This is a genomic window from Actinoplanes sp. NBC_00393 (assembly GCF_036053395.1).
Classification (GTDB): domain Bacteria; phylum Actinomycetota; class Actinomycetes; order Mycobacteriales; family Micromonosporaceae; genus Actinoplanes.
Genome location: NZ_CP107942.1, coordinates 4393237 through 4418700, shown reverse-complemented (window position 1 = coordinate 4418700; position 25464 = coordinate 4393237). Strand labels below are relative to the sequence as shown.

23 protein-coding genes are annotated in these 25464 nt (G+C 69.3%); 11 read left to right on the top strand and 12 right to left on the bottom strand.

Annotation, left to right across the window (positions count from 1 at the left end; translation table 11 throughout):
* Nucleotides 1-51: 51 nt before the first annotated feature.
* Nucleotides 52-819 carry an alpha/beta hydrolase family protein gene (locus OHA21_RS20840; RefSeq protein ID WP_328476022.1) on the top strand — a complete coding sequence of 256 codons (768 nt, stop codon included), beginning with the start codon at nucleotides 52-54 and terminating at the stop codon, nucleotides 817-819.
* A gap of 161 nt (nucleotides 820-980) precedes the next feature.
* On the opposite strand, the gene OHA21_RS20835 is transcribed toward OHA21_RS20840, so the two are convergent.
* Both OHA21_RS20835 and OHA21_RS20830 read right to left on the bottom strand, forming a co-directional pair.
* Nucleotides 981-1685, bottom strand: coding sequence for an MOSC domain-containing protein (locus OHA21_RS20835; RefSeq protein ID WP_328476020.1), 705 nt, complete (start codon nucleotides 1683-1685; stop codon nucleotides 981-983).
* 117 nt (nucleotides 1686-1802) lie between these two features.
* On the bottom strand, nucleotides 1803-2252 hold the full coding sequence (locus OHA21_RS20830; RefSeq protein WP_328476018.1) for a hypothetical protein: 450 nt from the start codon (nucleotides 2250-2252) through the stop codon (nucleotides 1803-1805).
* A 437-nt stretch (nucleotides 2253-2689) separates the two neighbouring features.
* Here OHA21_RS20830 and OHA21_RS20825 point away from each other — a divergent pair, with 437 nt between their 5' ends.
* Complete coding sequence (locus OHA21_RS20825; RefSeq protein WP_328476016.1) at nucleotides 2690-2860, top strand: YdeI/OmpD-associated family protein; 171 nt, start codon at nucleotides 2690-2692, stop codon at nucleotides 2858-2860.
* Between the two features lie 136 nt (nucleotides 2861-2996).
* Here OHA21_RS20825 and murQ read toward each other — a convergent pair whose 3' ends face one another.
* Both murQ and OHA21_RS20815 read right to left on the bottom strand, forming a co-directional pair.
* A complete protein-coding gene (gene murQ / locus OHA21_RS20820) occupies nucleotides 2997-3944 on the bottom strand; it encodes an N-acetylmuramic acid 6-phosphate etherase (protein ID WP_328476014.1) in 948 nt (315 codons plus the stop codon).
* Nucleotides 3941-4828 (bottom strand): MurR/RpiR family transcriptional regulator, encoded by an 888-nt coding sequence (locus tag OHA21_RS20815; protein WP_328476012.1) that lies wholly within the window; start codon nucleotides 4826-4828, stop codon nucleotides 3941-3943. Before OHA21_RS20815 ends, murQ begins: the two co-directional genes overlap by 4 nt.
* A gap of 48 nt (nucleotides 4829-4876) precedes the next feature.
* On the opposite strand from OHA21_RS20815, the gene OHA21_RS20810 reads away from it, so the two are divergent.
* Nucleotides 4877-5860, top strand: coding sequence for an N-acetylglucosamine kinase (locus OHA21_RS20810; RefSeq protein WP_328476010.1), 984 nt, complete (start codon nucleotides 4877-4879; stop codon nucleotides 5858-5860).
* Here the strand turns inward: OHA21_RS20810 and OHA21_RS20805 are convergent.
* Nucleotides 5839-7080, bottom strand: coding sequence for an exo-beta-N-acetylmuramidase NamZ family protein (locus OHA21_RS20805; RefSeq protein WP_328476008.1), 1242 nt, complete (start codon nucleotides 7078-7080; stop codon nucleotides 5839-5841). The genes OHA21_RS20810 and OHA21_RS20805 overlap by 22 nt on opposite strands.
* Nucleotides 7077-8777, bottom strand: a complete 1701-nt coding sequence (locus tag OHA21_RS20800; RefSeq protein WP_328476007.1) for a glycoside hydrolase family 3 protein — start codon at nucleotides 8775-8777, stop codon at nucleotides 7077-7079. Before OHA21_RS20800 ends, OHA21_RS20805 begins: the two co-directional genes overlap by 4 nt.
* A gap of 109 nt (nucleotides 8778-8886) precedes the next feature.
* Here OHA21_RS20800 and OHA21_RS20795 point away from each other — a divergent pair, with 109 nt between their 5' ends.
* The 6 genes from OHA21_RS20795 to OHA21_RS20770 all read left to right on the top strand — a co-directional run bounded on the left by OHA21_RS20795 (nucleotide 8887) and on the right by OHA21_RS20770 (nucleotide 15569).
* On the top strand, nucleotides 8887-10635 hold the full coding sequence (locus tag OHA21_RS20795) for a serine hydrolase domain-containing protein (RefSeq protein WP_328476005.1): 1749 nt from the start codon (nucleotides 8887-8889) through the stop codon (nucleotides 10633-10635).
* Between the two features lie 13 nt (nucleotides 10636-10648).
* Entirely contained in the window at nucleotides 10649-12049 is a 1401-nt protein-coding gene (gene ngcE / locus OHA21_RS20790; protein WP_328476003.1) for an N-acetylglucosamine/diacetylchitobiose ABC transporter substrate-binding protein, read from the top strand.
* A 1-nt stretch (nucleotide 12050) separates the two neighbouring features.
* The gene (locus OHA21_RS20785) at nucleotides 12051-12956 is read left to right on the top strand and encodes a carbohydrate ABC transporter permease (RefSeq protein ID WP_328476001.1); all 906 of its coding nucleotides are present in this window, start codon (nucleotides 12051-12053) and stop codon (nucleotides 12954-12956) included.
* Complete coding sequence (locus OHA21_RS20780) at nucleotides 12956-13843, top strand: carbohydrate ABC transporter permease (protein ID WP_442875112.1); 888 nt, start codon at nucleotides 12956-12958, stop codon at nucleotides 13841-13843. The genes OHA21_RS20785 and OHA21_RS20780 overlap by 1 nt, the downstream gene beginning before the upstream one ends.
* A 47-nt stretch (nucleotides 13844-13890) precedes the next feature.
* Entirely contained in the window at nucleotides 13891-14835 is a 945-nt protein-coding gene (gene bla, locus OHA21_RS20775) for a class A beta-lactamase (RefSeq protein WP_328475997.1), read from the top strand.
* Nucleotides 14836-14945: 110 nt separating this feature from the next.
* Nucleotides 14946-15569, top strand: coding sequence for a DUF4760 domain-containing protein (locus tag OHA21_RS20770; protein ID WP_328475995.1), 624 nt, complete (start codon nucleotides 14946-14948; stop codon nucleotides 15567-15569).
* A gap of 76 nt (nucleotides 15570-15645) precedes the next feature.
* On the opposite strand, the gene OHA21_RS20765 is transcribed toward OHA21_RS20770, so the two are convergent.
* The 6 genes from OHA21_RS20765 to OHA21_RS20740 are packed head-to-tail and all read right to left on the bottom strand — an operon-like array spanning nucleotide 15646 to nucleotide 22082.
* Entirely contained in the window at nucleotides 15646-16206 is a 561-nt protein-coding gene (locus tag OHA21_RS20765; RefSeq protein WP_328475993.1) for a pyridoxamine 5'-phosphate oxidase family protein, read from the bottom strand.
* A 40-nt stretch (nucleotides 16207-16246) separates the two neighbouring features.
* Entirely contained in the window at nucleotides 16247-17404 is a 1158-nt protein-coding gene (locus tag OHA21_RS20760) for an ROK family transcriptional regulator (protein WP_328478473.1), read from the bottom strand.
* A 48-nt stretch (nucleotides 17405-17452) separates the two neighbouring features.
* Nucleotides 17453-18949: a glycoside hydrolase family 36 protein gene (locus OHA21_RS20755; RefSeq protein ID WP_328475991.1), complete on the bottom strand. Its 1497-nt coding sequence runs from the start codon at nucleotides 18947-18949 to the stop codon at nucleotides 17453-17455.
* A gap of 20 nt (nucleotides 18950-18969) precedes the next feature.
* A complete protein-coding gene (locus OHA21_RS20750; RefSeq protein WP_328475989.1) occupies nucleotides 18970-20307 on the bottom strand; it encodes an ABC transporter substrate-binding protein in 1338 nt (445 codons plus the stop codon).
* A gap of 27 nt (nucleotides 20308-20334) precedes the next feature.
* A complete protein-coding gene (locus tag OHA21_RS20745) occupies nucleotides 20335-21204 on the bottom strand; it encodes a carbohydrate ABC transporter permease (protein WP_328475987.1) in 870 nt (289 codons plus the stop codon).
* Nucleotides 21201-22082, bottom strand: a complete 882-nt coding sequence (locus OHA21_RS20740) for a carbohydrate ABC transporter permease (RefSeq protein ID WP_328475985.1) — start codon at nucleotides 22080-22082, stop codon at nucleotides 21201-21203. The genes OHA21_RS20745 and OHA21_RS20740 overlap by 4 nt, the downstream gene beginning before the upstream one ends.
* Nucleotides 22083-22204: 122 nt before the next feature.
* Here OHA21_RS20740 and OHA21_RS20735 point away from each other — a divergent pair, with 122 nt between their 5' ends.
* Nucleotides 22205-24088 carry a DUF4832 domain-containing protein gene (locus OHA21_RS20735; protein ID WP_328475983.1) on the top strand — a complete coding sequence of 628 codons (1884 nt, stop codon included), beginning with the start codon at nucleotides 22205-22207 and terminating at the stop codon, nucleotides 24086-24088.
* 10 nt (nucleotides 24089-24098) lie between these two features.
* Entirely contained in the window at nucleotides 24099-25442 is a 1344-nt protein-coding gene (locus tag OHA21_RS20730) for a DUF4832 domain-containing protein (RefSeq protein WP_328475980.1), read from the top strand.
* Nucleotides 25443-25464: the final 22 nt, after the last annotated feature.

Sequence of the window (25464 nt, the reverse complement as noted above, 5' to 3'; positions counted from 1 at the left end):
TCACCCGTAGCGCGGTCGCCCTGATCGATCTCCACTTCATACCGTCACAGTGTGCGGAGAATCGGGGCGATCGCGGCGTTCGCGCTGCTGGTGGTGGCGGGCTGCGGCACCGTCCCGCGGGCGGAGGCCAAGGCGGCCGATTCCGGTCCCGAGGTGGTGACCCGCGTCGTGCAGTTCGCCCGCGGTCCGGGTCGCCCACTGCCCACCACACTCTGGTACGCCAGTGGCATGACGGCCGGCCGGCACCCGATCGTCTTGTTCAGCCACGGTCTCAACGGCCTGCCCGAGCAGTTCGCGCCGCTGGCCACCGTGTGGGCCCGGGCCGGCTATGTGGTCGCCGCCCCCACCTACCCGCGCACCAACGCGAACGTGAAGGTCGACGCCGGTGACATCCGCCGCCAGCCGGCCGACGCGGCGTATGTGCTGAAGCAGCTGCTCGCCGGTGATCTGGCGCCGCATCTGGACGGCGACCGGATCGCCGCGGTCGGCTTCTCGGCCGGTGGTACTACCACACTCGGTCTGTTCCGCAAGGGACACTCGGCGTCGCTGCGAGCCGCCGTGGCGATCTCCGGGCGCCGGCCGTCCAGCGACTTCGCCGGCCCGGCCGCCCCGATCCTGTTCCTGCACGGCGACGAGGACGACGTGGTGCCGATCGAGGCGGGCCGGGCGGCGTTCCATGCGGTCCCGTGGCCCAAGCAGTTCGTCACGATCCGCGGGGCCGGGCACGGCCAGTTCCTGAACCCCGGCAACCCGGCTTACGCGTCGACGTCAGCGCGCATCCTGCGGTTCCTCGAGGAGCACGTGCCGGCCTACCGGTAACGCACCACGGTGGGTTCCACCGCGTCGTGGGGCCGGCGCGCCGCGAGATCATCACCGATCGACCCGCATCGGTCATGGCCGCGGCGCGCGCCGCACGGTCGGCCTCCGCTGGGTCGGCATTGAGCGGCACAGCAGCGGCGCTGCCTGCAGGTCCTGGCGGCTCATGCCCACGTACACAGATCGCCGGCGGCAACTCGGCCCGGGTGTTCCACGGCTGCCATGACACCGAAGGTCATCTCATGATGGTCGGCGAGGGTCTTGAGCAGGTCGTTCCGCTCGACCGCGCCATCCTGCGACATGTCGATCATCACGCATCGGGTGAGCGGTCGGACGATGCGCAGAACAACGTCGGCACCTACGCGGAGCCGACATCCTGACCAGTTGTCCTCTGGAAACCCATCCCCGGCACCATCGATCAGCAGGTTGGTCCGGAACCGTAGAGGATTGACCTCCCCGCCGCCGGGTTCGCCGCCGCTGAGCTGGGACAACGCCCGCAGAGATGCCGTGGTGAGCAGGCTGACGGGGCCCTCGTCATGGTGCGGGATGGATGCCTCCGGGGTGAGCGTCACCGTGCGGCCGAGGAGCTCACTGACTGCTCGATGCCCGGCGGGGTCATCGGCGGAGTAGGAGCGACCATCAGGCATCTCGACGACAGGAGCCGGCTCTGCGGCGTATGCCCGAAGGCGAAAGAGGCCCGGCATTCGCCGGAATCGCCGGGTGCTCTTGCCGCTGCCGAACTTGCCGTCCGCGTCGCGTGCCGCCCACAGCCGGTCACCAGCCAAGCCGCGTTCACCTATGTCGGCGGCCGGCACCGCCTCGCCAAGCATGGACTTCACCGGAAAGCGCCGGATCTCAACAAGCTGCACGAGGCGACGGTACGAGATCAGCGAAAGGCCGCCGTCTGGCCAGGGCCGTTGCCCCATAACGCCCCGAGGACCTGCTGCACTGGCTGTCCCGGCGCAGGCTCCGCCGGGCGCCGGCCTTCAGCTCTGGGCGAAGAGCGCGTACGGGGCGACGGTTACCCCTTCGGCGACTGCCCGTTCGTCGTCCTCAGCGGCGTCAGGGTCGAGGTCCTGAGCCGTCCGTGATCCCATTGACCACACTGCGAAGCCCGCGTGGAAGTTGAAGCCGATGTCGGACGGAGCGCTGGTGTAGCCCTTCGCAGTGAGGTCCGCGACCACGTCGTCGAGGAACCGGAACGTGAGCTGGACGCCCTGGAAGAACACTTCCTCGCGGCCGTCACCGGAGTATCCGATCTCGACAACTTCGACGGTGTTCGCCGGCGTGTAGCCGACGACGATGCCGGGCGTGGTGTCGTAGACGGCTTTTCTTCCACCCGGTCCGTGGACCGGACCTCCGATGCGTTCTTCGACGTCCTCCCGACGATCGCCGATCTTGGCAAGTGACACACCCACACCCGGAATGATCTCCACGGCCTCATCCTTCCACGAGGGTGACCCGGCGACGGGCTGCGAACGAGGTCAGGGGCACGGGATCAGAGCTGGTGGACAGGCTGGGTCCAGCTCAGAAGTGGCCAGGAGCTGTGGCTATTCTCCTGCGATGCGAACGCGGCGCCGGTGGTGTGACGGGTGACGAGGTACCGACGCCAGGGCCGCTGGCGTAAGAGCCCGGGCGGTGGCCGCCACTGGGTGAACACGCACAACGTGACACGGTCGTCCGGCAGATCCTTCCTGCCGCCGCGCCCGTCACCTTCGATACGGCCGTGGGCGAGCCGGTGGTCGTCGAGGACGCCGAGCGCGCCGCGCGGGTGCTTCGCAGGTCACCCGTCTCTCCGCTGCGGTCGACACCGCAACCCACGCCGTAGCCGTCCCCACACAACCAGTGGAGAGTGCTGGCTGGGTTCGCGATCATGCTGGTGTGGGGCGTCGGCATGGCGGCATTCCTCGCCACCGTCGGCCGTCGCGATCACCACCGGATCCTCGCCTGGATCGACGAAGCGAAGCGGCCCGACACCCGGACCCGCCGCATGGAAGAAGCCATCGCGTTGCTGCTCCGAGACCGGATTCCGCACCGGCCGTAACGCGCTGAGGTCATGCTTGCGCCGGTGTGGTGAAGGGATGCATGTGCGTGAGTTGCGGTTGTCGGATCGGTTGATGCGTTACGCGGCGACGATCGTGACCGGGCGAGGTTCGGCCAGATCGCCACGACGGCGTCGGCTAGTCCGGGGGGTGCTCTGCGCCGGCCCTGAGCGGCGAGCGGTGATCCAGCAGCCGCAGCGCCTGGTGGACGTGGCCTTCGGTCTCGACCAAGGCCTGGCCGGCCGCCTCGGTGCTGGCGCCGGCGATCAGCGTCACCACCGCGACCTTGGCGTCGCCGCCGGCGGACAGCAGGGCCTGGCGGCACTGGGCCAGATCGGCGCCGGTGGCTTCGGCCAGGATGCGCAGCTGGCGGTCGCGCAGTTTGGCGTTGCTGGCCAGCATGTCGGTCATCAGGTTCGAATAGGTGCGGCCCAGCCGCACCATCGTCGCCGTCGAGAATGCGTTGAGGACCAGCTTCTGCGCGGTCCCCGCCTTCATCCGGGTGGAGCCGGTCAGCACTTCCGGGCCGGTGTCCGGCGCGACGTGGACGTCGACCGCGGGGGCGATGGGGGACGCGGGGTTGGCGGAGACCAGGACAGTGCGCGCGCCGCGGGCCCGGGCCGTGGACAGGGCAGCTCGGACGTACGGCGTACGCCCGCTGGCCGTGACTCCGACGACCAGGTCTCCCTCGCTGACCTCGGCGGCAGCCGCCGCTCCGGCGGTCTCGTCGTCCTCGGCTGCCTCGGACGGCCGGGTGAGCGCCGACGTCCCGCCCGCGATGTGTGCGACCACCCGGTCGGGTTCGAGGCCGAAGGTGGGGATCAGCTCGGCCGCGTCCAGCACGGCGATCCGCCCGGAGGTGCCCGCGCCGAAGTAGTGCACGCGGTGCCCGGCAGCGAGCGCGGTCACGGCCAGTTCGACGGCGGCGGCGAGTGCCGGCAGCACGTCGGCGACCGCGACCGGGACCAGGCAGTCCTCGGCGTTGATCAGGCTCAGCAGTTCGAGGGTGGACATCCGGTCGATGGTCGAGCTGCGGGGGTTGCGCTGTTCGGTCCGCGACAGCGGGACCTCGTCGACGGGCCTCACCCGCGACCCCGCTCGGTGCCGAGGCGGCGTCCGCGGATCGCCGCGTAGGTGACGTCGAGGTTGGTGCGGGTCTGCTGGTAGGTGCGCTGGGCGACGCCGACGAACACGCAGTCGATGACGGTGAGCTGGGCGAGCCGGCTGGCCATCGCGCCGGAGCGGAACGTGGTCTCCCGGGCGGCGGTGGTCAGCACCAGGTCGGCGACCCGGGTGATCGGCGTCTTCGGGAAGTTGGTCAGCGCGACGGTACGGGCGCCGTGCCGTTTGGCCTCGGTGAAGGCGTCGATGGTGTCGGTGGTCGTGCCGGTGTGCGAGATCCCGAACGCCACGTCGCGCTCGTCGAGCAGGGCGGCGCTGGTCAGGGCCAGGTGGGTGTCGCTCCACGCGTACGCGATGCGGCCGATCCGGAAGAGCTTCTGCTGGAAGTCCAGCGCCACGAAGGCGCTGGCGCCGACCCCGTAGATGTCGACGCGCCGGGCGCCGGCGACCAGGTCGACGACCTGTTCCAGCACCGCGATGTCGATCTGCGAGGCGGTCTCCTCGACCGCCCGGGCGTCGGCGAAGGCGATCTTCTTGACCACCTGGGCGAGGTCGTCGCTCTCGCTGATGTCGCTGCCGACCGGCTCGTCCGAGGCGGCGGCGGCCTCGGAGGCGCGACCCGCCTCGGTGGCCAGGGTCAGCCGCAGCTCGGAGTAGCCGGCGAAGCCCATCGCCCGGCAGAACCGGATCACCGTGGTCTCGCTGGAGCCGGCCCGCTCGGCGAGGTCGGTGATGGTGAGCCGGGAGGCGGTGGCCGCCTCGTCGATGATCACCTGGGCCACCCGCTGCTCAGCGGGAGACAGCGTCGGCAGCAGGCCCCGCGCTCGAACCACCGTTTCGGCTGTCATGAATATTCTTTTCCTTTGCTCGGGGGTGCTGGTCAATATTCTTCAAGCATGAGCGCGACGTTCGTGGTCGGCGTGGACGCGGGAGCGACGACCACCCGGTGTGTGGTGGCGACGGTCGACGGCGCCGTGGTCGGCCGGGGTGAGGCCGGTGGCGCCAACCGCAACAGCAGCGGCGGCGAGGTGAGCGCGACGCTCACGGTGGCACTCTCCGCGGCGTTGGACGGCGTTGATCGTACGGATGTGGCTCTCGGTGTTCTCGGTGCGGCCGGCTCGGCCGGGGCCGGGCGTGACGCGTTCCGTGCGGCCGCGGCAACGGCCTGGCGGGACGCCGGTTTGACCGGCGAAATGGTCACGGTGACTGATCTGGAGGTGGCCTACGCGGCCGGCGCGGCCGAGCCCGATGGGGTGCTGCTGCTGTCCGGAACCGGTGCGCTGGCCGCCCGCTTCAGCGGCGGAGTGCTCCGGCGACGTTGCGACGGGTACGGGTGGCTGCTCGGCGACGAAGGTTCCGCGGTGTGGATCGGAGTGCGTGCGTTGCGCGCTGCGCTGGCTGCGCTGGACGGCCGCGGCGAGTTGACCGGCCTGGTCGGCGCCGCAAGCGCCCATTTCGAAACCAACGGCACCGAGCCGGAAGACCTCGCGCAGGCCCTGCTCGCCGCAGCCTTCGCTGTTCCGCCGGCCGCGCTCGGCCGGCTTGCGCCCGCGGTGAGCGCCGCCGCCGAGGACGGCGACCCGGTGGCCGCCCGGATCTGCGCCGAGGCGGCCACCCGGCTGCTGCACACCTACGACAGCGTCGGGCCGCCACCCGACGCTGTCGTGGTGCTGGCCGGGTCGGTGTTGCTCCGGCCCGGTCCGGTCAGCAGGGCGGTGCGTACCGGCCTGGTGTCGCGTACCGGCGCGGTGCCCCGGATGGCGCTGAACGGCGCCGCCGGGGCGGCCGCGCTGGCCGTCGGCCGGCTCACCGGCTCCCCCGTGGCGCCGGTGGTGCACGCCCGGCTGACCGGCAGCCCTCACGAGCCGTACCGTGGATAGAGCAGGTACGGCCGGCGCTGTTTCTCGAACGCGGCCAGCTCCCCGGCCCACGCCCCGACCACCTCGCTGGTCGACGCCCCCGCATCGATCATCGTGCGTAGCCGGGTGGATCCGGTCAGCAGATCGATCCAGTACCGGGTCCCGCTGTCGAGACGCCAGGTGAACGCCGCTTCTTTGCGGGCCTCCACCAGCATTCCGACCGCGGTCCGGATCGGATCGAAGGCCGCCTGGTCGGTCACCTTCACCTCGATTCCGGCGCACAGTTGGTTGGTGAACTTGTTGAAGGTCGGCGTGAAGTACGCCTCCCGGAACTCCACCCCCGGCAGACCGAGCGCGATCACCCGGTCGCACCAGTGGTAGTCGAAGCCCGGCCCGCCGATCAGCTCGAACGGCCGGGTGGTGCCACGACCCTCGGACAGCGACGACACCCCTTCGAACATGCCGGTGCCGGGGTAGACGATCGCGGTGTCCGGGGTGGGCATGTTCGGGCTGGGCAGCACCCAAGGCAGGTCGGTGTCGCCGGCCCGCAGCCGCCCGGTCCAGCCCCTACAGGTGATCACCTCGAGCTTCACGGCGCCGGAGAGGAACTCGCCGTTGTAGAACCGGGCCAGCTCACCGACGGTCATGCCGTGCTGCTGAACGATCTTGAGCCGGCCCACGCCGGAGGTGAAGCCGTCGGTCATCATCGGCCCGTAGGCGCGCCCGCCGATCGGATTCGGCCGGTCCAGCACCACGTAGCGCAGGCCGAGGCGGGCGGCGGCGGCCATCGAGTCGTAGAGCGTGTAGATGTAGGTGTAGAAGCGGGCGCCGACGTCCTGGATGTCGAAGACCACCGTGCGTACGCCCGCCGCGGTGAACATCTGCTCCCACTTGGCCTGCGTGGCGAGGTAGGCGTCGTAGACGGTCAGCCCGGTACGGGCGTCGGTGCCGGTGCCCTCGCTGCCGCCGGCCTGCGCCGAGCCACGGAAGCCGTGCTCGGGCCCGAAGACGCCGCCGATGGTGACGCCGTCGGCGTGCATCCGGTCGACCAGGTGCCGGTACTCGCGGTCCACACCGGTCGGGTTGGAGACGACGCCGATGCGCTCGCCGCGCAGCGCGTCCCAGTTCGAGGCGGCGAGCCGGTCCATCCCGGTCTGCACACGCCGCTGCGGTTTCGCGGCGCCCATCGAGAGCGCGGCTCCGCCGGCCAGACCCGCGGTCAGCAGGCCACGGCGCTTCACCTTGCGCTCCAGGTCAGCCCATATCCGTACGGATAAAGGTCCGGAATCTCGACCGGTAGCTTGCCGCGCGGCGCGACCGCGCCGGTCAGAACCTTCGCGAGGGACTCCATGGCGACTCCGGTGTAGCTGTAAGTGGCCAGGTAGGAGGTGACGCCCGGCAGGTACGCGATGTCGTACGGGTTCCGGACGGCCACCACCACGACCGGTTTTCCGGTCCCGAGCAGGGCCGCGACCAGGGCCTGCTGCCGGCTGTCGACTGCATTGTTGGTCAGCACCACGGTGACGTCCCGGGAACGGGCCGCGGTCACCACTTCGGCGACCTTCGCGTCGTCCGGCTGGTTGGCGATCAGCGGTGTCGCGTCCATCGCGCCGGCCAGCGCCGCGATGGTGTTGTACGCGCTGGAGTTCCACCCGGTGACCAGCACCGACTTTCCGGCGGCTAACGGGAGCAGGCCGGCGTCGTTGCGGATCGCGGTGACCGTACGGTCGGTGACGGACCGGGCGATGCGAAGGTGGGCCGGTGAGCCGACGACCCGTTCGGCGGCGGCCGGGTCGGCCGGCGCGGCGGTCAGCACGCCGCGTTTCTGCTTGAGGGCCAGGATCCGGCGCACCGACTGGTCGATGCGGGCCTCGGTGAGTTCTCCGGAGCCCACCGCGCCGAGCACCGCGTCGTACGCGACCTGCATGTTCGGCGGCATCAGCAGCATGTCGACGCCGGCTTTGAGCGCCAGCACCGGCACCCGGTCGTCGCCGTACTTCTGCCGCACCGCGGCCATCTCCAGGGAGTCGGTGACGATCACCCCGCGGTAGCCGAGCTCCTCGCGCAGCAGCCCGGTGATGATCGGCCGCGACAGCGTCGCCGGGTCGCCGGACGGGTCGAGCGCCGGCACCACGATGTGGGCGCTCATGATCGTGTCGACGCCGGCGGCGATCGCGGCCCGGAACGGTGGCGCGTCGATGCGCTGCCACTCCTCGCGGGTGTGGGTGATCACCGGCAGGCCGGTGTGACTGTCGGTGGCGGTGTCCCCGTGGCCGGGGAAGTGCTTGGCGGACGCCGAGATCCTGGCGCCGACTTGGAAACCGGCGACCTGACTCGCGGTCAGTGCGGCGGCCAGGCGAGGGTCGCTGCTGAACGAGCGAACGCCGATCACCGGGTTGGCCGGGTTCACGTTGACGTCGGCGACCGGCGCCCAGGCCTGGTTGATGCCGGCCGCGCGCAGCTCGGCGCCGGTGACCTGCCCGGTGCGGTACGCGTCCAGCGGGTTGCGGCCGGCGCCGAGGGCCATGCCGCCGGGGAACTGGGTGGCCGGCGCCGGCATCCGGGTGACCACGCCGTGTTCCTGGTCGGTGGAGATGCTCAGCGGGACGCCGGTGGCGGCGGCCTGCAGCCCGTTGCTGAGGGTCGCGATCTGTCGCGGGTTCTGCAGGCTGTTCGTCCAGGCGAAGTAGATCACGCCCCCGAGGTGGTACTTCGCGACGACTTCGGCGGGTGTGTCGACGCCGTAGAGGCGACGATTCTCCGGTGACGCGGTGTTCGCGTCGTTGCCGTAGGCGTACGTGGTGAACAGCTGACCGACCTTCTCCGGCAAGGTCATCCGGGCCAGAATGGCATCGATGGATGACGATGCATGGGCCGGGGTGATCGGCGCCGCGGCGACGGCGGCGACTGCGAGGAGGGCGACGAAACGCGTTCGCATGGTTTCGGAAGGTAGCCGGGTCACAGAGCGATGGCAATAACCTTCGCCCCCCTTGCGACTCGCGAAGGAAACCTCCATCCTCGACGAATCGGCGTATTGAGAGGCGTTGATGATCAGACTTCGGGTACTGCTCACGCTCGGCGTGGTCGCCGTTCTGGCCGTCGGCTCGCCCGCGACCGCCGCGCCCGTGCAGGCGCCGACCGTCACCCCGGCCGACATCGGCTTCCGGCGCGACGTGCTGCGCATCGGCACTGCTCAGCGGGCCGGGCTGCGGCCGGAACAGATCGCGGCGCTGCCCGGCATCGCCGCGGCCTACCTGCAGCCGACGCCCGATCACCCCAACTACCCGACGTACGCGGGAGCGACCGTGCTCGCTGCGCACCACGGGATCGTGGTCTCCCGGTTCGCGGTCGGCGACGCGGTCCGCTACACCGCCGGCGCCGGCGGCATCGTCGAACTTCCGACAGATCAACGGATCGCGGCCCGCACCGACACGCTGTGGGACCTCGCCTCGATCTCCAAGCTGTTCACCACGATCGTGGTGCTCCAGCAGGCCGAGGCGGGGCGGATCGACCTGGACGCGCCGGTCGCGAGCTCGGTCCCGGAGTTCGCGGCCGGCGGCAAAGCGGGGGTCACCGTCCGGCACCTGCTCACGCACACGTCCGGGCTGCCGGCCTTCGCACCTTTCTACTCGCGGTATCCGACGCCCGAGCAGCGCTTCGCTGCGGCGCTCGCCACGCCGGTGAACGCCGGTACGACGCCCGGCAGGCAGTACGTCTACTCCGACATCGGGCTGATCGCGCTCGGCGTGCTGGTCGAGCGGGTCACCGGCAAACCGCTCGCCGACGCCGTTCGGGACGGGGTGACCGGGCCGCTGCGGATGCGCGACACCGGCTACAACCCCGGCCCTGAGCTGCGTGAACGCATCGCCGCCACGGAGTATCAGCCGTATGTGGGTCGTGGCGTGGTCCGGAGCGAGGTGCACGACGAGAACGCCTGGTCGCTCGGCGGCGTGGCCGGGCACGCCGGGATCTTCTCCACCGCCGGAGACCTCGCGATCCTCTGCCAGATGCTGCTCAACGGCGGCGTCTACCGCGGCCGGCGGATCCTGTCCGAGTCGATGGTCCGGCAGGCCCTGGTCAACTACAACGCCGACCTGCTGCCGCAGTACCCGGCCGCCGCCCGCGGGCTCGGCTTCGAGCTCGGCAAGTACTCGTACATGGACGGCATGGCCTCGCCGGTCACCTTCGGGCACACCGGGTTCACCGGGACGTCGATCGTCATCGACCCGCTCGACCAGTCGTTCCTCGTGCTGCTCAGCAACCGCGTGCATCCCGACCGGGCGTGGGGGAGCAATGACGTGGCCCGGCGTGCTCTGGCGCGTACCCTCGCTGCTGCCCACCCGGTCCACGTACTTCCCGGCGGCGATCCCTGGCGCACCGAGCGGCGCGACAGCGCCACCCTGACCTTGACCGCGCCGCTGCGGCGCGCGGCAGGCGCGCAGGCGCAGGCTTCCTTCTTCTTCTGGTACGACACCGAGCCGCGTTTCGACACGGTGGCGCTCGAGTCGTCGGCCGACGGTGCGACGTGGACGCCCGTGCCGATGACCCTGCGGTCCGGCCGGCAGTCGTTCACCAGCGACGGCACGCTCAGCGGCTTCGGCGGCCGGCGCTGGTGGCGGGTCACCGCCGGCGTGCCCGCCGGCGCCACCGGGCTGCGCGTCACCTACCGCACCGACGCCGCCATGCAGGGGCGCGGCGTCCTGATCGACCGGCTCCGGGTGACCGAACCCGGCGCGATTCTCGTCGACGGCAGGTCGATCGCCGCCGACGGCTGGCACCAATCCGAGAACGCATAGGCGGGAGCCGAAGATGGGATACCGGATCAGTCGGCGCGGTCTTCTGCACGGCGCGGCGGGGGCCGCTGCCATCGGCGCGCTGGGCGGCTGCGCCATGGGCGGCGACGACTCCACCGACGACGCCAAGGGCGAGACCAGCGCGAACAACCCCCTCGGGGTCAAGGAGGACGCACCGCTCGAGGTGGTCATCTTCAACGGCGGATTCGGTGAGGAGTACGCCAAGGCGCACGAAGCGATGTACCAGCAGCGCTACCCGAAGGCGCAGATCAAGCACTCGGCCACCCAGCAGATCGCCGAGACGCTGCAGCCGCGGTTCGTCGCCGGTGACCCGCCGGACGTGGTGAACAACTCCGGCGCCAGCCAGATCGACTTCAACGGGCTGGTGTCCCAGGGCGCACTCGCCGACCTGGGTGAGCTGCTTGACTCGCCCAGCCGCGACGACCCGAACAAGAAGGTCCGTGACACCCTGCTGCCCGGCATCGTCGACGTCGGCTCGTACGACGGCAAGTTCCTGTCGCTGAACTACGCGTACTCGGCGTACGGCATCTGGTATTCACAGAAGCTCTTCGAATCGCGCGGCTGGGAGTACCCGAAGACCTGGGACGACATGATCGCCCTCTGCAAGACGATCAAGGCGGCCGGGATCGCGCCGTGGACGTACCCGGGCAAGCACTCCCGCTACATGAGCTGGCCGATCGTCGCCGCCGCCGGCAAGATGGGCGGCCTCGACGTGCTCAAGGCCCTCGACAACCTCGAGCCGAACGCCTGGAAACACGAGTCGGTGCGCGCCGCCGCCGAGGCCTACTACCAGCTCGCCGTCGACGGCTACCTGCAGCCGGGCGCTGCCGGCATGGACCACATCCAGGCGCAGACCGAGTGGTGCCGGGGCAAGGCGGCGTTCCTCTCCTGCGGCTCGTGGCTGGAGAACGAGCAGAAAGCTGTCACCCCGGCGGACTTCCGGATGGCCATCGCACCCACGCCCAGCCTCACCACCAGCGACAAGATGCCGTTCGAGGCGTTCCGCGGCACCGGCAGCGAGCCGTTCATCGTGCCGGCCAAGGGCAAGAACGTGCGCGGTGGCCTGGAATACCTGCGGGTCATGCTCTCGCAGCAGGGCGCCTCCGACTTCACCCGCAAGGTCAGCAGCCTCACCGCGGTGCAGGGCTCCAGCAACGGCATCGAGCTCGGCCCCGGTCTCACCTCCGTGACGAAGATGATCGAGGCGTCCAACGGTGGCGCGTTCACCTGGCTGTACAACTCGTACTACCGCAAGCTCGAACGGGAACGGATCGACGCGGCCTGTGCCGAACTGTTCGCCAAACGGATCAACGCCGCCCAGTGGTGCGACCAGGTGCAGAAGTCGGCCGACGAGTTCGCCCAGGATCCCGCGATCAAGAAGTACAAGCGGGCCTGACGTGTGGGGCAAGCGGCTGTTCATCGCCGTCTTCCTGATCCCGCCGCTGCTGCTCTACGGTCTGTTCGTCGTCTCACCGTACGCGCAGGCGTTCCAGATCTCCGGCACCGACTGGAGCGGGCTGTCGCCGTCCTACGAGTTCATCGGCCTGGAGAACTTCCGGCGGCTGCTCGGCGACGGCTACTTCTGGAACGCGCTGCGCCACAACGGGCTCCTGCTCCTGCTGCTGCCGGTCGTGACGATCCTGCTCGGGCTCTTCTTCGCCTCGATGATCAGCGTCGGTGGCCGGGCCGACCGGGTCGGCGTGCACGGCGTACGCGGCTCGGGCTTCTACCGCGTCGTCTACTTCTTCCCGCAGGTGCTGTCGGTGGCGATCATCGGCGTGCTCTGGAAGGAGATGTACGCCCCGCACACCGGCATGATCAACGGCTTTCTCCGGGCGGTCGGCCTGGACGGGCTGGCGATGGCCTGGCTGGGTGACCCGCGGTTCTCGTTCTGGTGCGTGCTGGTCGTGCTGATCTGGATGAATGTGGGCTTCTACGTGGTCCTGTTCAGCGCGGCCATGCAGTCCATCCCGCGTGATCTGTACGAGGCCGCGCTGCTCGACGGGGCGAGCCGGGTCACCACGCTGGTCCGGATCACCGTGCCGCTGGTCTGGGACACCATCCAGGTGGCCTGGGTCTATCTGGCGATCATCGCGATCGACGGGTTTGCGGTCGTGCAGATCATCACGGACGGCGGGCCGAGCTCGTCGTCGGACGTGGTCGGGCTGCGGCTGTACAAGACCGCGTTCGCCGACGGGCAGTTCGGGTACGCCTCGGCGATCGGGGTGGCGATGTTCTTCCTGACTCTCACCGTGGCAGTCATGTTCCTGCGGGTGACCCGGCGTGACCGGGTGGAGTTGTGATGGCCGTTCTCACCCGGACGCGTTTGGAGACGCCGTCCGTGTCGACGCCGCCCCCGTCCCCGCGGCCCGCGTTACTTTCGCACCTCTTCTTGACGTTTTGGGCGCTTATCACCACCCTGCCGTTGGTGTGGGCGGTGCTCAGCTCCTTCAAGAGCGACGAGGAGATCCTGACCTCCCCATGGAGCCTGCCGTCCTCGCTGCGCTGGGAGAACTGGGCCCGCGCCTGGAGCGAAGCCCACATCGGCCGCTACTTCTTGAACAGCGCCATCGTCGTCACCGGCGCCCTGACCCTGACCATGCTGCTCGGCGCGATGGCCGCGTACATCCTCGCCCGCTACCCGTTCCGTGGCAGCCGGATCATCTACTACGCCTTCGTCGGCGGCATGATGTTCCCGGTCTTCCTGGCCCTGGTGCCGTTGTTCTTCGTGGTCCGCAACCTGGGCCTGCTCGGCACCCTGCCCGGCCTCACCCTGGTGTACGCCGCCTACTCACTGCCGTTCACCGTCTTCTTCCTCACGGCCTTCTTCCGAACCCTGCCCACCACGGTCGCCGAGGCCGCGATGGTCGACGGCTGCGGCCACTACCGCCTCTTCTTCCAGGTCATGCTGCCGATGGCCCGCCCCGGCCTGGTCAGCGTGGGCATCTTCAACTTCCTGTTCCAGTGGAACCAGTACGTCCTGCCGATCGTCCTGATGCAGGGCGAAGGCGCGGAGAAGAAGTGGGTCCTGGCCCAGGGCCTGACCGCGCTGGCCGTGAACGAGGGCTACCGCGGCGACTTCAGCGGCCTGTTCGCCGGCATGACCATCGCGATGCTCCCGGTGATCGCCGGCTACCTGCTGTTCCACCGCCAGGTCCAGAGCGGCCTGGCCGCCGGCCAGCTCCGCTGATCGGACGCGGTCAGCCTCGCTGGCGGGCGGCTCCGATAATCGTCCGTGTGCATTCCGTCAGCCGCCGTCGCCTTCTCAGCCTGGCAACCCTGCTTCCGTTGGCCGCGTGCGCCTCCTCGCCACCGGCCTCTTCGCCCGGCCTGCCACCGGCCTCTTCGCCCGGCCTGCCGGCCACCCCGTCGCCCAGCCCGCCGGCCGGCGAGGCGGCGCCGACCAGGCATGATCGTCTCGTCGCGCTGGAGTCCAAGTACGAGGCCCGTCTCGGCGTGTTCGCCGTCGACACCGGCAGCGGCGCCACCATCGCCCACCGCGCCGACGAGCGGTTCGCGTTCTGCTCGACCTTCAAAGCCCTGGCCGCAGCCGCCGTCCTCGCCCGGAACCCGATCACCCACCTGGATTCCCGCGTCACCTACACCCGAGACGACCTGATGGCGCACGCCCCGGTCACCGAGCGCAACGTCCGCCGCGGCATGACCATCCGCCAACTCTGTGACGCCGCGATCCGCTACAGCGACGGCACCGCCGGCAATCTGCTGATCCGCGACCTCGGCGGCCCGGCCGAGCTGACCGCTTTCCTCCGCAGCCTCGGCGACTCGGTCACCCGGATGGACCGCCTCGAGCCGGACATCACCACCGCCGTGCCGGGCGATCCCCGAGACACCACCTCGCCGCGGGCCATCGCCACCTCCTACCGAGCGGTGCTGTTGGGCGACGCCCTCTCCGCGGACAACCGGGCCTTCTTGACCGACCTGCTGGAACGCAACACCACGGGCGACAACCGCATCCGCGCCGGCGTACCCCGAGGCTGGCGCGTGGCCGACAAGACCGGAACCGGCTCCTATGGCACCCTCAACGACGTCGCCATCGTCGAGCCACCCGGCGCGGCCCCCATCGTCCTGGGCATCATGTCGAGCAAACCGACCAGGAACGCCGGCCGCAACGAGAAGCTGCTCGCCGACGCTGCCGCTTACGTTGCGGACACGCTCCGTTGACCACCGCGCTCTGCACCACCATCAGCGACGATCATTGACTGGAATAGATCGATAATTGCGTCTCCTATCCATACTGGAATTCCCGTTTCGGACTGACAGGATGGTGGGTCGTGGAAATCGGTGCCCTGATGAACGCAACCGCGGTTACGGTGTCGATCATGGCGCTGGCCGCATCGATCTCCATCGGGATCAGGCAGGTCGGAATGGCGCGTGAGCAGGTGCTGGCGGCGAAGAAGATGAACAACACCCACGTCGCTGTCGAGCTCTTGACCCAGGAGTGCCGTAGCGAGCATTTTCTGGACAGCGAGGAATTCGTTCTTCGGCGACTCCGGGCAGCCCATGGGCCGGAGGCCGGTGTTGACGGGCTCCCGGTGGACGCACGGAAGCACATCACACGGATAGGGCTGTACTACTCCAGCCTGGGAATGATGTCCGCGATGGGTGCGGTGGACCATGCCCTGCTCATCAGCTCGACCCACTATCGCGTACGCCGGTGCTGGGCGATTCTCGAGCCGTACATCCTGCAGGAACGAAAGATCAGAAAATCGACTTACATGGCTTACTTCGAGCACCTGGCCACCGTGGCGGCCGAATCCGACCTACCGGCTTTGCATCGCGGTCTGGGCTTGAAAAGCATCACCTCTAAATCAGCCGAACTCGCGGCGGAGTTCCGTGACGCCGACGCGGAGAGGGCGCAGCTGGCGACGCCGATGATCAGGTCCTCAGAGTCGTAGTAGCCGAAGCCGGGCCGAGCATGAAGCCGGCCCGTGCCTCAGTCACCGATCGATGCGTTCGGTGAGCGGGACGTCGTCAGCTCTGCTCGGCGAAGATCGGGCGGCCGTCGATGCTGGTGGCGTTCTTCACCCGGCGGTACTCCGCGAGGTCCGCGTCGGTGCGGCGGGAGTGGGAGCGGACCAGCAGATCGCGGTCGCCCTCGTAGGACATCAGGGGGACGGCGTAGCCGCAGGAGTCGCTGACACGCTCGACCGCGACGTCGATGATCGAGCGGACGCCGTGGGTGTCCGGCGCAGATGGGAACAGAGCCAGCAGGGAGGGATACTCCGCGGCGGTGACCGGGACTGCCCGGCCGTGGCCGTGGAGGCGGACGATGTTGGGCGGGCCCTGGAAAGCGCAGAACATCAGGGTGATGCGGCCGTTCTCGTCCAGGTGGGCGGTCGTCTCGGCGCCGCTGCCGTGGTAGTCCAGGTAGGCGACCCGGTGGTCGCCGAGCACGGCGAACGTGCCGGTCATGCCCTTGGGGGAGACGTTGACGTGGCCGCCGGGGCCGGTTGGCGCGGTGGCCACGAAGAACATCGGCTGCGCTTCGATGAAGGAGCGCAGGCGGCCGTCGATTCGTTCATGCACCTTCATGGGACCGATCCTGCCTCTCAGTGGCAAGATCCAGAAATCATTAACGGCGGGGTGCGACCGGCGCGGACAGGTTTGCGCTGAACAGGCGCTGTTCGACGTCGTTCAGGGAGAGCTTGAGGGCGCCCAGGGCGACCGAGTCGGCGCCCAGGGTGGAGGCGCGCACCTCGGGCATGCGCAGGCACAGGCGTTCCAGTTCGCGGCGCAGCGGGTCCAGGACCAGGTCCGCGGAGCGGGAGAAGCCGCCGCCGAAGATCACGACCTGGGGGTCCAGGGTGAGCACCAGGGCGGCCGCGCCGATGGCCAGGTCCTTCACGTACCGGTTGACCGCGGTCCGTGCGGCCTTGTGTCCCTCCCGGGCGGCGTTGAAGACCCACGCCGCGGCGTCGTCGGGGGAGACCGTGTCCGGGACGCCGGGGCACTTCTGCAGGTGTTCGGGCGCGTTGAGCCAGCGGACGTTCTTGAGGGCGCCGATCTCGCCGGCCGCGCCGCCGTAGCCGCGGCGCAGCACCCCGTCGATGATCAGACCGGCGCCGTTGCGCATGCCGGCGAGCAGGTAGACGATGTCGTCGGCGTCGCTGGCCGCGCCCTTCCAGCGTTCGGCGAGGGCGGCCATTTTGCAGTCGTTCTCGACGACGATCGGGCAGGCGAACCGGGCGCCCAGGTGCGCGGTCAGGTCGACGCTCTTCCAGCCGGGCAGCGGGGTGAAGAAGCTGGTCCGGCCGGTCGAGTCGACGGCGCCGGTGACCGCCACGGTGATCGCCCAGATGTCCGGCGGCGTCTTGCCCGCCCCGCTCAGGCAGGCGTTGACCACCTCGTCGAGCTTGGCGAGCCGCTCGGCCGGGCCGGCTTCGGCGTCGACCGCGTGCCGGACGGACTGCACGATGTTGCCGTCGAGGTCGGCGAGCAGGGCCAGGATCTTGTGTGCGCCCACGTCGACGCCGAGCACGTGCCCGGCGCCGGCGCGGAACTGGTAGCGGCGTGCCGGGCGCCCGACGGCGCTGCTCGCCCCGGGCTCCAGCACGCTCGCCCAGCCGTCGGTGACCAGCCCCTGCGCGATGACGTCGACGGCGGGCCGGGACAGGCCGGTACGCCGGGACAGCTCGGTCACCGTGGAGGGCGGATGGTTGCGGAGCGCGCGAACGATGCTCAGCGAGTTGAGCTCGCGCAGCCGCGGCAGGTCCGCTCCGGTGGTGGTCACGTCGGTCAAGTCCGGTCCTTACGCTGTGAGCTTTACAAACTATCGTATTCAGGTGATGGGATACGCCTGCGCAGCCGGTGTGACGGCCGGCGTGAAGTCCACCTTCCGCCCGTCGACCTCGAACCGGTATCGGCCCAGCTGCCGGATCTCCGGCCGCGCCTTCAGATAGCTCTGCAGGTCCTCGCACTCGGTCGGCGTGAGCCAGGCGGGCGGGTCGGACAGCGCCCGGAACCGGCAGATGTCGGCGAGGTCGCGCAGCCAGGCCAGCTGCTGGTCGGTGAGCAGGTTGAGGCGGCTGCGGAAGTACACGACGTCCGGGTCGACCTCCACGAGCGGCTGCCACCAGAGCCGGTGCAGCGTGTTGACCACGGCATTGCGGGCCATCGCGTCGGACGGGTCGTCGCTGGCGTAGTTCTGCCACATCGGCGCGACGTCCGGGCCGCTGCGCAGCCCGTCCAGGAGGCCGAGCGACGGCAGCAGGAGGGCGCCGCTGCCGAGCAGGTAGACATCGTCGCCGGCGACCTGCCGGATCAAAGTCAGGGCATCCCGGTACGTCTGCTCGCGTTCGGCGCCGTCGAGGCGTACTCCCGGCACCGCGCCGGCGTTGATGAAGTCCAGCTTGAGATACCGGAAACCCCACTCGTGCACCACCCGGTGGATGAGCGCGGCGACATGCTCGCGGGCGGCGGGCCGGGACAGGTCGAGGGCGTAGTAGCCGGTGCCCCAGTTGTTCCCGGCGATCACCGGTTCGCCGTCGGCGTCGCGCAGCAGCAGTTCCGGGTTCTCCCGGGCGAACCGTGAGGTGGGCAGGGCGATGAACGGGGCCAGCCACAGTCCGGGGGTCATGCCGGCGTCGCTGATCCGGTCGGCCAGGGCCTTCATGCCGGACGGGAACTTCTCGTTGGGCTCCCAGTCGCCGACCAGCTGCTCCCAGCCGTCGTCGACCTGCACCACGTCGAAGGGCAGGCCCCGCAGGTCCTGGATGTCCGTGGCGAGCTGCTCCTCGGTGATCGTCTCGTAGTAGGCGTACCAGGAACACCAGACGTTGCCGGCCCGGCGCGCGCTGCTGCCCAGCCGGGCGGCCAGCTCGCGGGTGTAGGCGGCGAAGACCTGCTGCTCGGGGCCGTAGGCGGCGAACCAGGGTCCGGCGCCGTGCTCGTACCAGCCGGCCAGGGTGTCGCGGTCGGCGGACAGCCGGGGGGTGCCGAGGCCGAGCGACCCGAGCAGCAGGATGTTGCCGTCGCCGGCGTCCAGGGCCGCCACCGCCGAGGAGTGGTGGCGGCCCGGGTCGTCCCAGACGGTGTCGTCGGCGGTGACCCGCCGCTGTGGGTTGGCGATCCGCAGTGGCGGTTCGGACAGCCGTCGCCACCCGCACGGGCTCCAGGAGTTCTGCCCGTGCCGGTAGAACAGGGCATCGCCCAGTTCGTGCAGCAGCGCGACCCGGCCGGGTGGCAGGATCAGCCCCCCGTCGGCTGCTTGCGGGCGGCCGGGGCCATCGTGAACGAGAGCGAAGGTACGGCCGGCCAGCTCGATGAGCGATGCCATTGTTCTCCTTTGACTTGTTACTACTTGAACAGGCCGTTGACCTGGTCGTTGGCCTTCTTCAACGCGGCCGCCGAGTCGCTCTGGCCGAGCACCGAGGACTGGATGGCGTCCTGCACGATTTGGCTGACCTCCTTGCCGTGGTCGGTGATCGGCAGGAAGAAGGTGCCGTTCGGGGCCTGCGCCTGGTCGATGAACGGCTGCACGTCGCGGCCCTTGCTCTGGTGCGCGGCCAGGGCCTTGTCACTGGCGGACTTGATCGCCGGGAAGACTGCGGCGCTGTCGCCGACGATGTTCTGGCAGTCGGTCGAACCGAGGAACTTGACCCACTTCCAGGCCGCGTCCTTGTGCTCGGTGCCGGCCCAGATCGCGTCGGACAGACCGTTGATCGCGGTCTTGCGGCCCTGCGGCCCGGTCGGCAGCGGGGCGAAGGCGAACTTGATCTTCGCCGAGTCGCCGAGGTAGCTGTTGATCGTCCAGGAACCGGCGACCGAGACCGCGCCCTTGCCGGCCTGCATCAGCGTGTCCCGGCTCATCGTCGAGGACTTGTCCAGCGGCGGGCTGTAGCCCTTGGCGATCAGTGACTTGAACCAGTCGATGGTCTGTGCCAGCGCCGGGTCGTCGTACTTGTACTGGGTGCCCCAAGGGTTCTTGTCGAGGTAGGTGAACCCGTTCATCGCGGCGAGCAGGCCCCACCCGTTCTGGCCCTGCGAGCCGTCGCCCCACTCGGGCAGGTAGCCGTACACCTTGACCTTGGACTTGTCGAAGGCCGGATCGAGGCCGTTGCGGCCGCTGGTGTCGACCGTGGCCTTCGCGATGAGCTGCTCGAAGGTGCCGCCGTCGGTGGGGTTCCAGGTGAGTTCCGGCAGGGACGCCGCGTCGATGCCCTGCTTCTCGAGGTGTCCGGTGTTGTAGACCAGCGCCATCGTGTCCCAGTCCTTGGGCAGGCCGTAGCGCTTGCCGTCCTTGGTGAACAGCTCGGCCAGCCCGCCCTGGTACTGGTTGAGGTCGACCTTGTCGGCGTCGACGTACGGCTGGATGTCGAGGATCTGGTTCGAGGTGACGAACTGCGGATAGTAGGAGCCCTGGTTGGTCCACACGTCGGGCGCCTCGCCGGCAGCGAGCTGGGTGGTGAGGTTCTGCCAGTACAGGTCCCAGGCCGACTGCGTGATCTGGATCTTGATGTTCGGGTTGGCGGCGGTGAAGGCGTCGGCGCAGGCCTGGTAGGGCGCCTTCTGGTTGTCGTCCCAGAGCCAGTAGTCGAGGGTGACCGGGCCGTCGGACGAGGAGCCGGAATCGGAGCAGCCGGCGAGGCTGAGGACGACTGCCAATGACAACAAGGCGCGGGATCTGCGGATCATCTCAATCTCTTCTCTGCGGGAGGGATGTCACTTGCTTCCGGTGAAGTTCAGGGACTGGACCAGGCGCTTGCCGAGGAAGACGAGCAGCACCAGGACGGGAAGGACGGACAGCGTCGAGGCGGCCATCAGCCCGGTCCAGTCCGGTTGAGTGTTGGGCGACTGCTGCAGGAAGACGCCGAGCGCGACGGTGACGAGACGGTTCTCCTCGCCGCGGCCGACCAGCAGCGGCCAGAGGAAGTCCTTCCAGGCCCAGACGATCGTGGTGAGCCCGATGGTGATGAGCGGGCCGCGGCTCATCGGCAGCGCGATGCGCCAGAAGATGCCCCACGGGCCGTTGCCGTCGAGGATCGCCGCCTCCTCCACGTCGCGGGGCAGGGAGAGGAAGAACTGGCGGAGGAAGAACACCGCGAACGGGGTCATCAGGATGGTGGGCGCCACCATGCCGGCCATGGTGTTCATCAGGCCCAGGTCCTTGACCAGCACGAAGTTGGGCAGCAGCGTGAAGATCGGCGGGACCATCAGGGCGCTGATCATGATCGCGAAGACCAGGTCGCGGCCGGGGAAACGCAGCCGGGCGAAGGCGTACCCGGCCATCGCGCAGAACAGGGTCTGGAACCCGGCGATCAGCGTGCAGTAGATGGCCGAGTTGAGGATGTAGCGGGCGAAGTCGATGTGCGCGCCGGAGCCGCCGGCGGCGCGGGCCTCGGCCTCGCTGGTCAGGCCCAGCACCCGGGCGAAGTTGATCAGGGTCGGGTCGTGCGGCAGCAGCCCGGCGTTGTCGGTGTAGAGGTCGGCGGCGGGGGTCAGCGCGGTGCGGACCATCCACCAGAACGGGAAGACGGTGGCCAGGACGATGACGGCCATCACCGCCCAGCCCAGGATGCGGCCGGTTCTCATGCCAGGTCCGATCGGGAGGCGCGCAGCAGGCGCATCTGGACGAAGGTGAGCACGCCGAGGATCAGCGTGAGGAAGATGGCGGCCGCGGAGGCGTAGCCCATCTTGAAGTAGGTGAAGGCCTGCTCGTAGATGAAGTAGTAGAGGGCGCGGGTGGCCCCGGCCGGGTCGCCCTGGGTGGTGACGGCGATGGTGTCGAAGATCTGGAACGAGCCGATCAGCGAGACCACCAGCACCAGGGCCAGGACCGGGCGCAGCAGCGGCAGAGTGATGCTGCGGAACATCCGCCACTCGCCGGCGCCGTCGATCGAGGCGCCCTCGTACAGGTACTGCGGGATCTGCAGCATCCCGGCGTAGAGCAGCAGTGCGGTGTAGCCGGTGTACGCCCAGGTGTTGATGGCCGCGATCGACGGCATCGCCCAGGTGGCGTCGGTGAGGAACCCGACGGTGTCCAGGCCGATGCTGGTGAGCAGGTGGTTGACGAAGCCGAGGTTGGTGTCGAGCAGCCACATCCACAGCAGGGCGACGGTGACGTTCGGGACCAGCCAGGGCAGCAGCAGGGTGGCCCGCAGCACGACCGAGCGGGTCAGCCGGTGCATGAGCGCCGCGACGCCCAGCGCCAGCACCGTCTGCGACCCGATGTTGAGGACCACGTAGTACGCCGTGACCAGCAGGGAGTGCCAGAACTTGCTGTCGTTCACGAGCGTGCTGTAGTTCTCCGCGCCCACGAACGACGGTGTGTTGAGCAGCGTGTAGTCGGTGACCGAGTACCAGGCGCCGCGTACGGCCGGATAGCCGTAGAAGACGGCGAACCCGGCCAGTACCGGCCCCAGGAACCACCACGCCGCGCGACGGTCGTCGCGCTGTCTCGTCGAGCTCATCCTCGCCTCTAATCCCGCTCTTGCCAGCTGACCCGATGTCGAATAATGATGTAGACCTTCAATATTTTGTCAATAGCTCTTCGTAATCCAGAGGAAACAACCGCTCCTCGGAGGTCGGAAAGATGAAGCTGTCCGCATGCGGCGCCGTCGTCCTCGGCGCCGTCCTCGCCCTCACCGCGCCGATCGGCGCTCAAGCTGCCCCGGCCGGTCCACCGCCGCGCCCGGCCGCACCCGCGAGCCCCGATCCGGCACTCACGGCCCACCCGCTCACCGCGGCGGCCGGCCCCGTCGACAACCCGTTGAAAGGCTGGGCCCGGTTCCACTCGCCCGGCAGCAACCAGAACACCGGCTATCCCCACTCACTGACCTGGGGCTACTTCGGCCTCTCCGAGATCATGACCAGCGCCTCGACCTGCGGCAGCTACAACTGGTCGATCGTGGACAGCATGCTGGCGGAGACCGCCGGCTACGGGAACCAGGCCGCGATCCGCATCTACCTGACCTATCCCGGTGGCACCGGCACCCACCCCGGCAACGCCATCCCGCCGTGCTTCAACGGCAACGTCGCGATGCGCTCCGACTCGTACTGGAACGTCACCCACCCCGACTACGACAGCCCGTTCCTGATCAATGCGCTGAAGAACTTCATCGCCGCGTTCGGCGCCCGCTACGACGGGGATCCCCGGCTGGGCTTCATCCACCTGGGCCTGGTCGGGTTGTGGGGGGAGTGGCACACCTGGCCGTACGACACCGACACCGCCGACGGGCGCCCGAACTACATGCCCACCGACGCCAACGGCGCCCAGCTGATCGCCGCGTACGACGCCGCGTTCAACCGGACCAAGCTGGAGATCCGCTACCCGGACCTGGCCGGCGGCGCCGCGAACAGCCGGGACATCGGCTACCACGACGACTCGTTCTGTTACCGGGAAGGCTCACCCCTGCAGGGCGTCACCCTGCCGGCCTCGCTGGGTGGCGCCTCCTACTCGCAGCTGACCCGGACCCTCGCGGCCGGCACCGAGAACAAGTGGACCACCAGCTCGATGGGCGGCGAGCTGCGCCCGGAGATCCAGTCGACGGCGTTCCAGCACTGGCCCAACGGGTCCGGGGCGGTCGACAACCTCAAGGCGTGCATCGAGCTCGAGCACGCCACCTGGATGATCAACGAGCAGAGCGCCAACTATCCGGCCGGCGACGCGAACGTGGGCGCCGCGGTCCGGTTGATGGGCTACAACTTCACCGTCGACAACGCCTACTACCGGGACACCGCGAGCGGTACGACGAACGTCGGCGTCCGCATCGCCAACACCGGCGTGGCCCCGTTCTACTACCCGTGGACCGTCACGCTGGGCCTGAAGAACAGCAGCGGCAGTGTGGTGCGCACCTGGGACACCCCGTGGGACCTGCGTAAAGTCCAGCCGCTGACGATCCGCAACTTCCCGGAGTGGAACGCCGGCGCCGACCCGAGCTACCGCGACTACGGGTACCGGCAGTACTTCCAGCACAGCGTGGACCTGTCCGGGATCACCACCGGCTCCTACCAGTGGGTGATGCGGGTGAAGAACCCGCTGGCGAACGGCAAGCAACTGCGCTTCGCCAACGCCACCCAGCAGGCCGACGGCTGGCTGGGGCTGGGCGCCGTCTCGGTCGGCGCAGGCAGCGGGACCAGCAGCCACGAGGCCGAGGCAGCGACAAGAAGCGGCGGCGCGCTCGTGGCCGGCTGTGCGGCCTGCTCCGGCGGATCGAAGGTCGGCTACCTCGGCAACGGCGGCACTCTCACCTTCCCGAACCTGCCCGGCAGCGGCACCCGCACGGTCACCATCCACTACCTCACGGCCGAGACCCGAACCGCGGTGATCAACGGGCAGACGGTGACCTTCGCACCGACCGGCAGCTGGGACACCGTCGGCACCACCAGCGTGCCGCTGCCCGCCGGCAGCACCTCGATCACCATCGCCAATCCCAGCGGCTGGGCACCCGACATCGACCGCATCACGATCAGCTGAGGAAGCCATCATGCGAAGAGCACTAGTCGCCCTGCTGACCGCCCTCACCGTGGCTGTCGGCACACCCGCCATCGCCAAACCGGCCCAGCAGTGGACCCCCCTGTCCTACGCGCCCGCACCGGCGGACAACCCGCTCAAGGGTTTCATGCCGTTCGCCGGTGACTTCGACACCTTCCCGCACAGCATGGAGTGGTTCTATCTGCCGCTGCGTGACGTGATGACCGGCCCGAAGCAGTTCGACTGGACGGAGTTCGAACGGCAGCTCGGCGAGATCGCCGCCCGCGGCCACCAAGGCGTGTTCCGGTTCTACCTGGACTATCCGGGCCGGCCCACCGGCATCCCGCAGTACCTTCTCGACGACGGTCTGCTGACCCGGCCGTACACCGAATTCGGCAACACCGTCAGCGTCGCCCCGGACTACAGCGACCCGCGCCTGGTCGCGGCCCTGGAGAACTTCATCACCGCGCTCGGCCGCCGCTACGACGGCGACCCGCGGATCGGCTTCATCACCCTCGGGCTGATCGGATTCTGGGGCGAGTGGCACACCTGGCCCTTCGACGGCACGACCCAGCCCGAGAATTGGATGCCGAGCACCGAGATCCTCACCCGGATCCTGAGCCGTTACGAGGCCGCGTTCAACAAGACCCGGCTGCACGCCCGCTATCCGAGTCCGGAGAACAGGAGCCTGAACATCGGCTACCACGACGACTCGTTCGCCTTCTCGACGCTGCCCCCGACGTCCTGGCACTTCGTTCAGCAGCTGATCGACGTCGGTGTCACCGAGAAGTGGCGGCAGCAGCCGATCGGCGGGGAGCTGCGCCCGGAGATCCAGTCCTGCCTCTGGGACGAGCCGGTCAGCTGCCCGCAATACGAGAGCTATGCCGAGTCGGTCGCGCAGACCCACGCCTCCTGGCTGATCAACCACGCGGCCTTCGCGGGCGCCGGCTTCAGCGGCGACAAGCTCCAGCGCGCCATCAACGGCGCAAAGGCACTGGGGTACGAGCTGAGCGTCACCGAATCATCGATAAGCCGGGACCGGGTGCAGATCCGCGTCGCCAACCGCGGCACCGCGCCGTTCTACTACGACTGGCGCACCGAGCTCGCCGCGGTCGACCGCACCGGCCGGATCGTCCGGCGCTGGCCGGCACCGTGGACCGTGGCCGGCATCCAGCCCGGCCAGGACCCCGCACAACTGTCGGCCCGGATCACCACACACGGCCTGCGCGACGGCCGCTACGACATCGTGCTGCGCGTCGCCAACCCGATGCGCGGCGGCATCCCGCTGCGGTTCGCCAACACCAGCCAGAACGCCGACTCCGGCTGGCTCACCCTCGGTTCCCTCACCCTGCGGTAACGCGCCGCCGCCCGGCCGGACC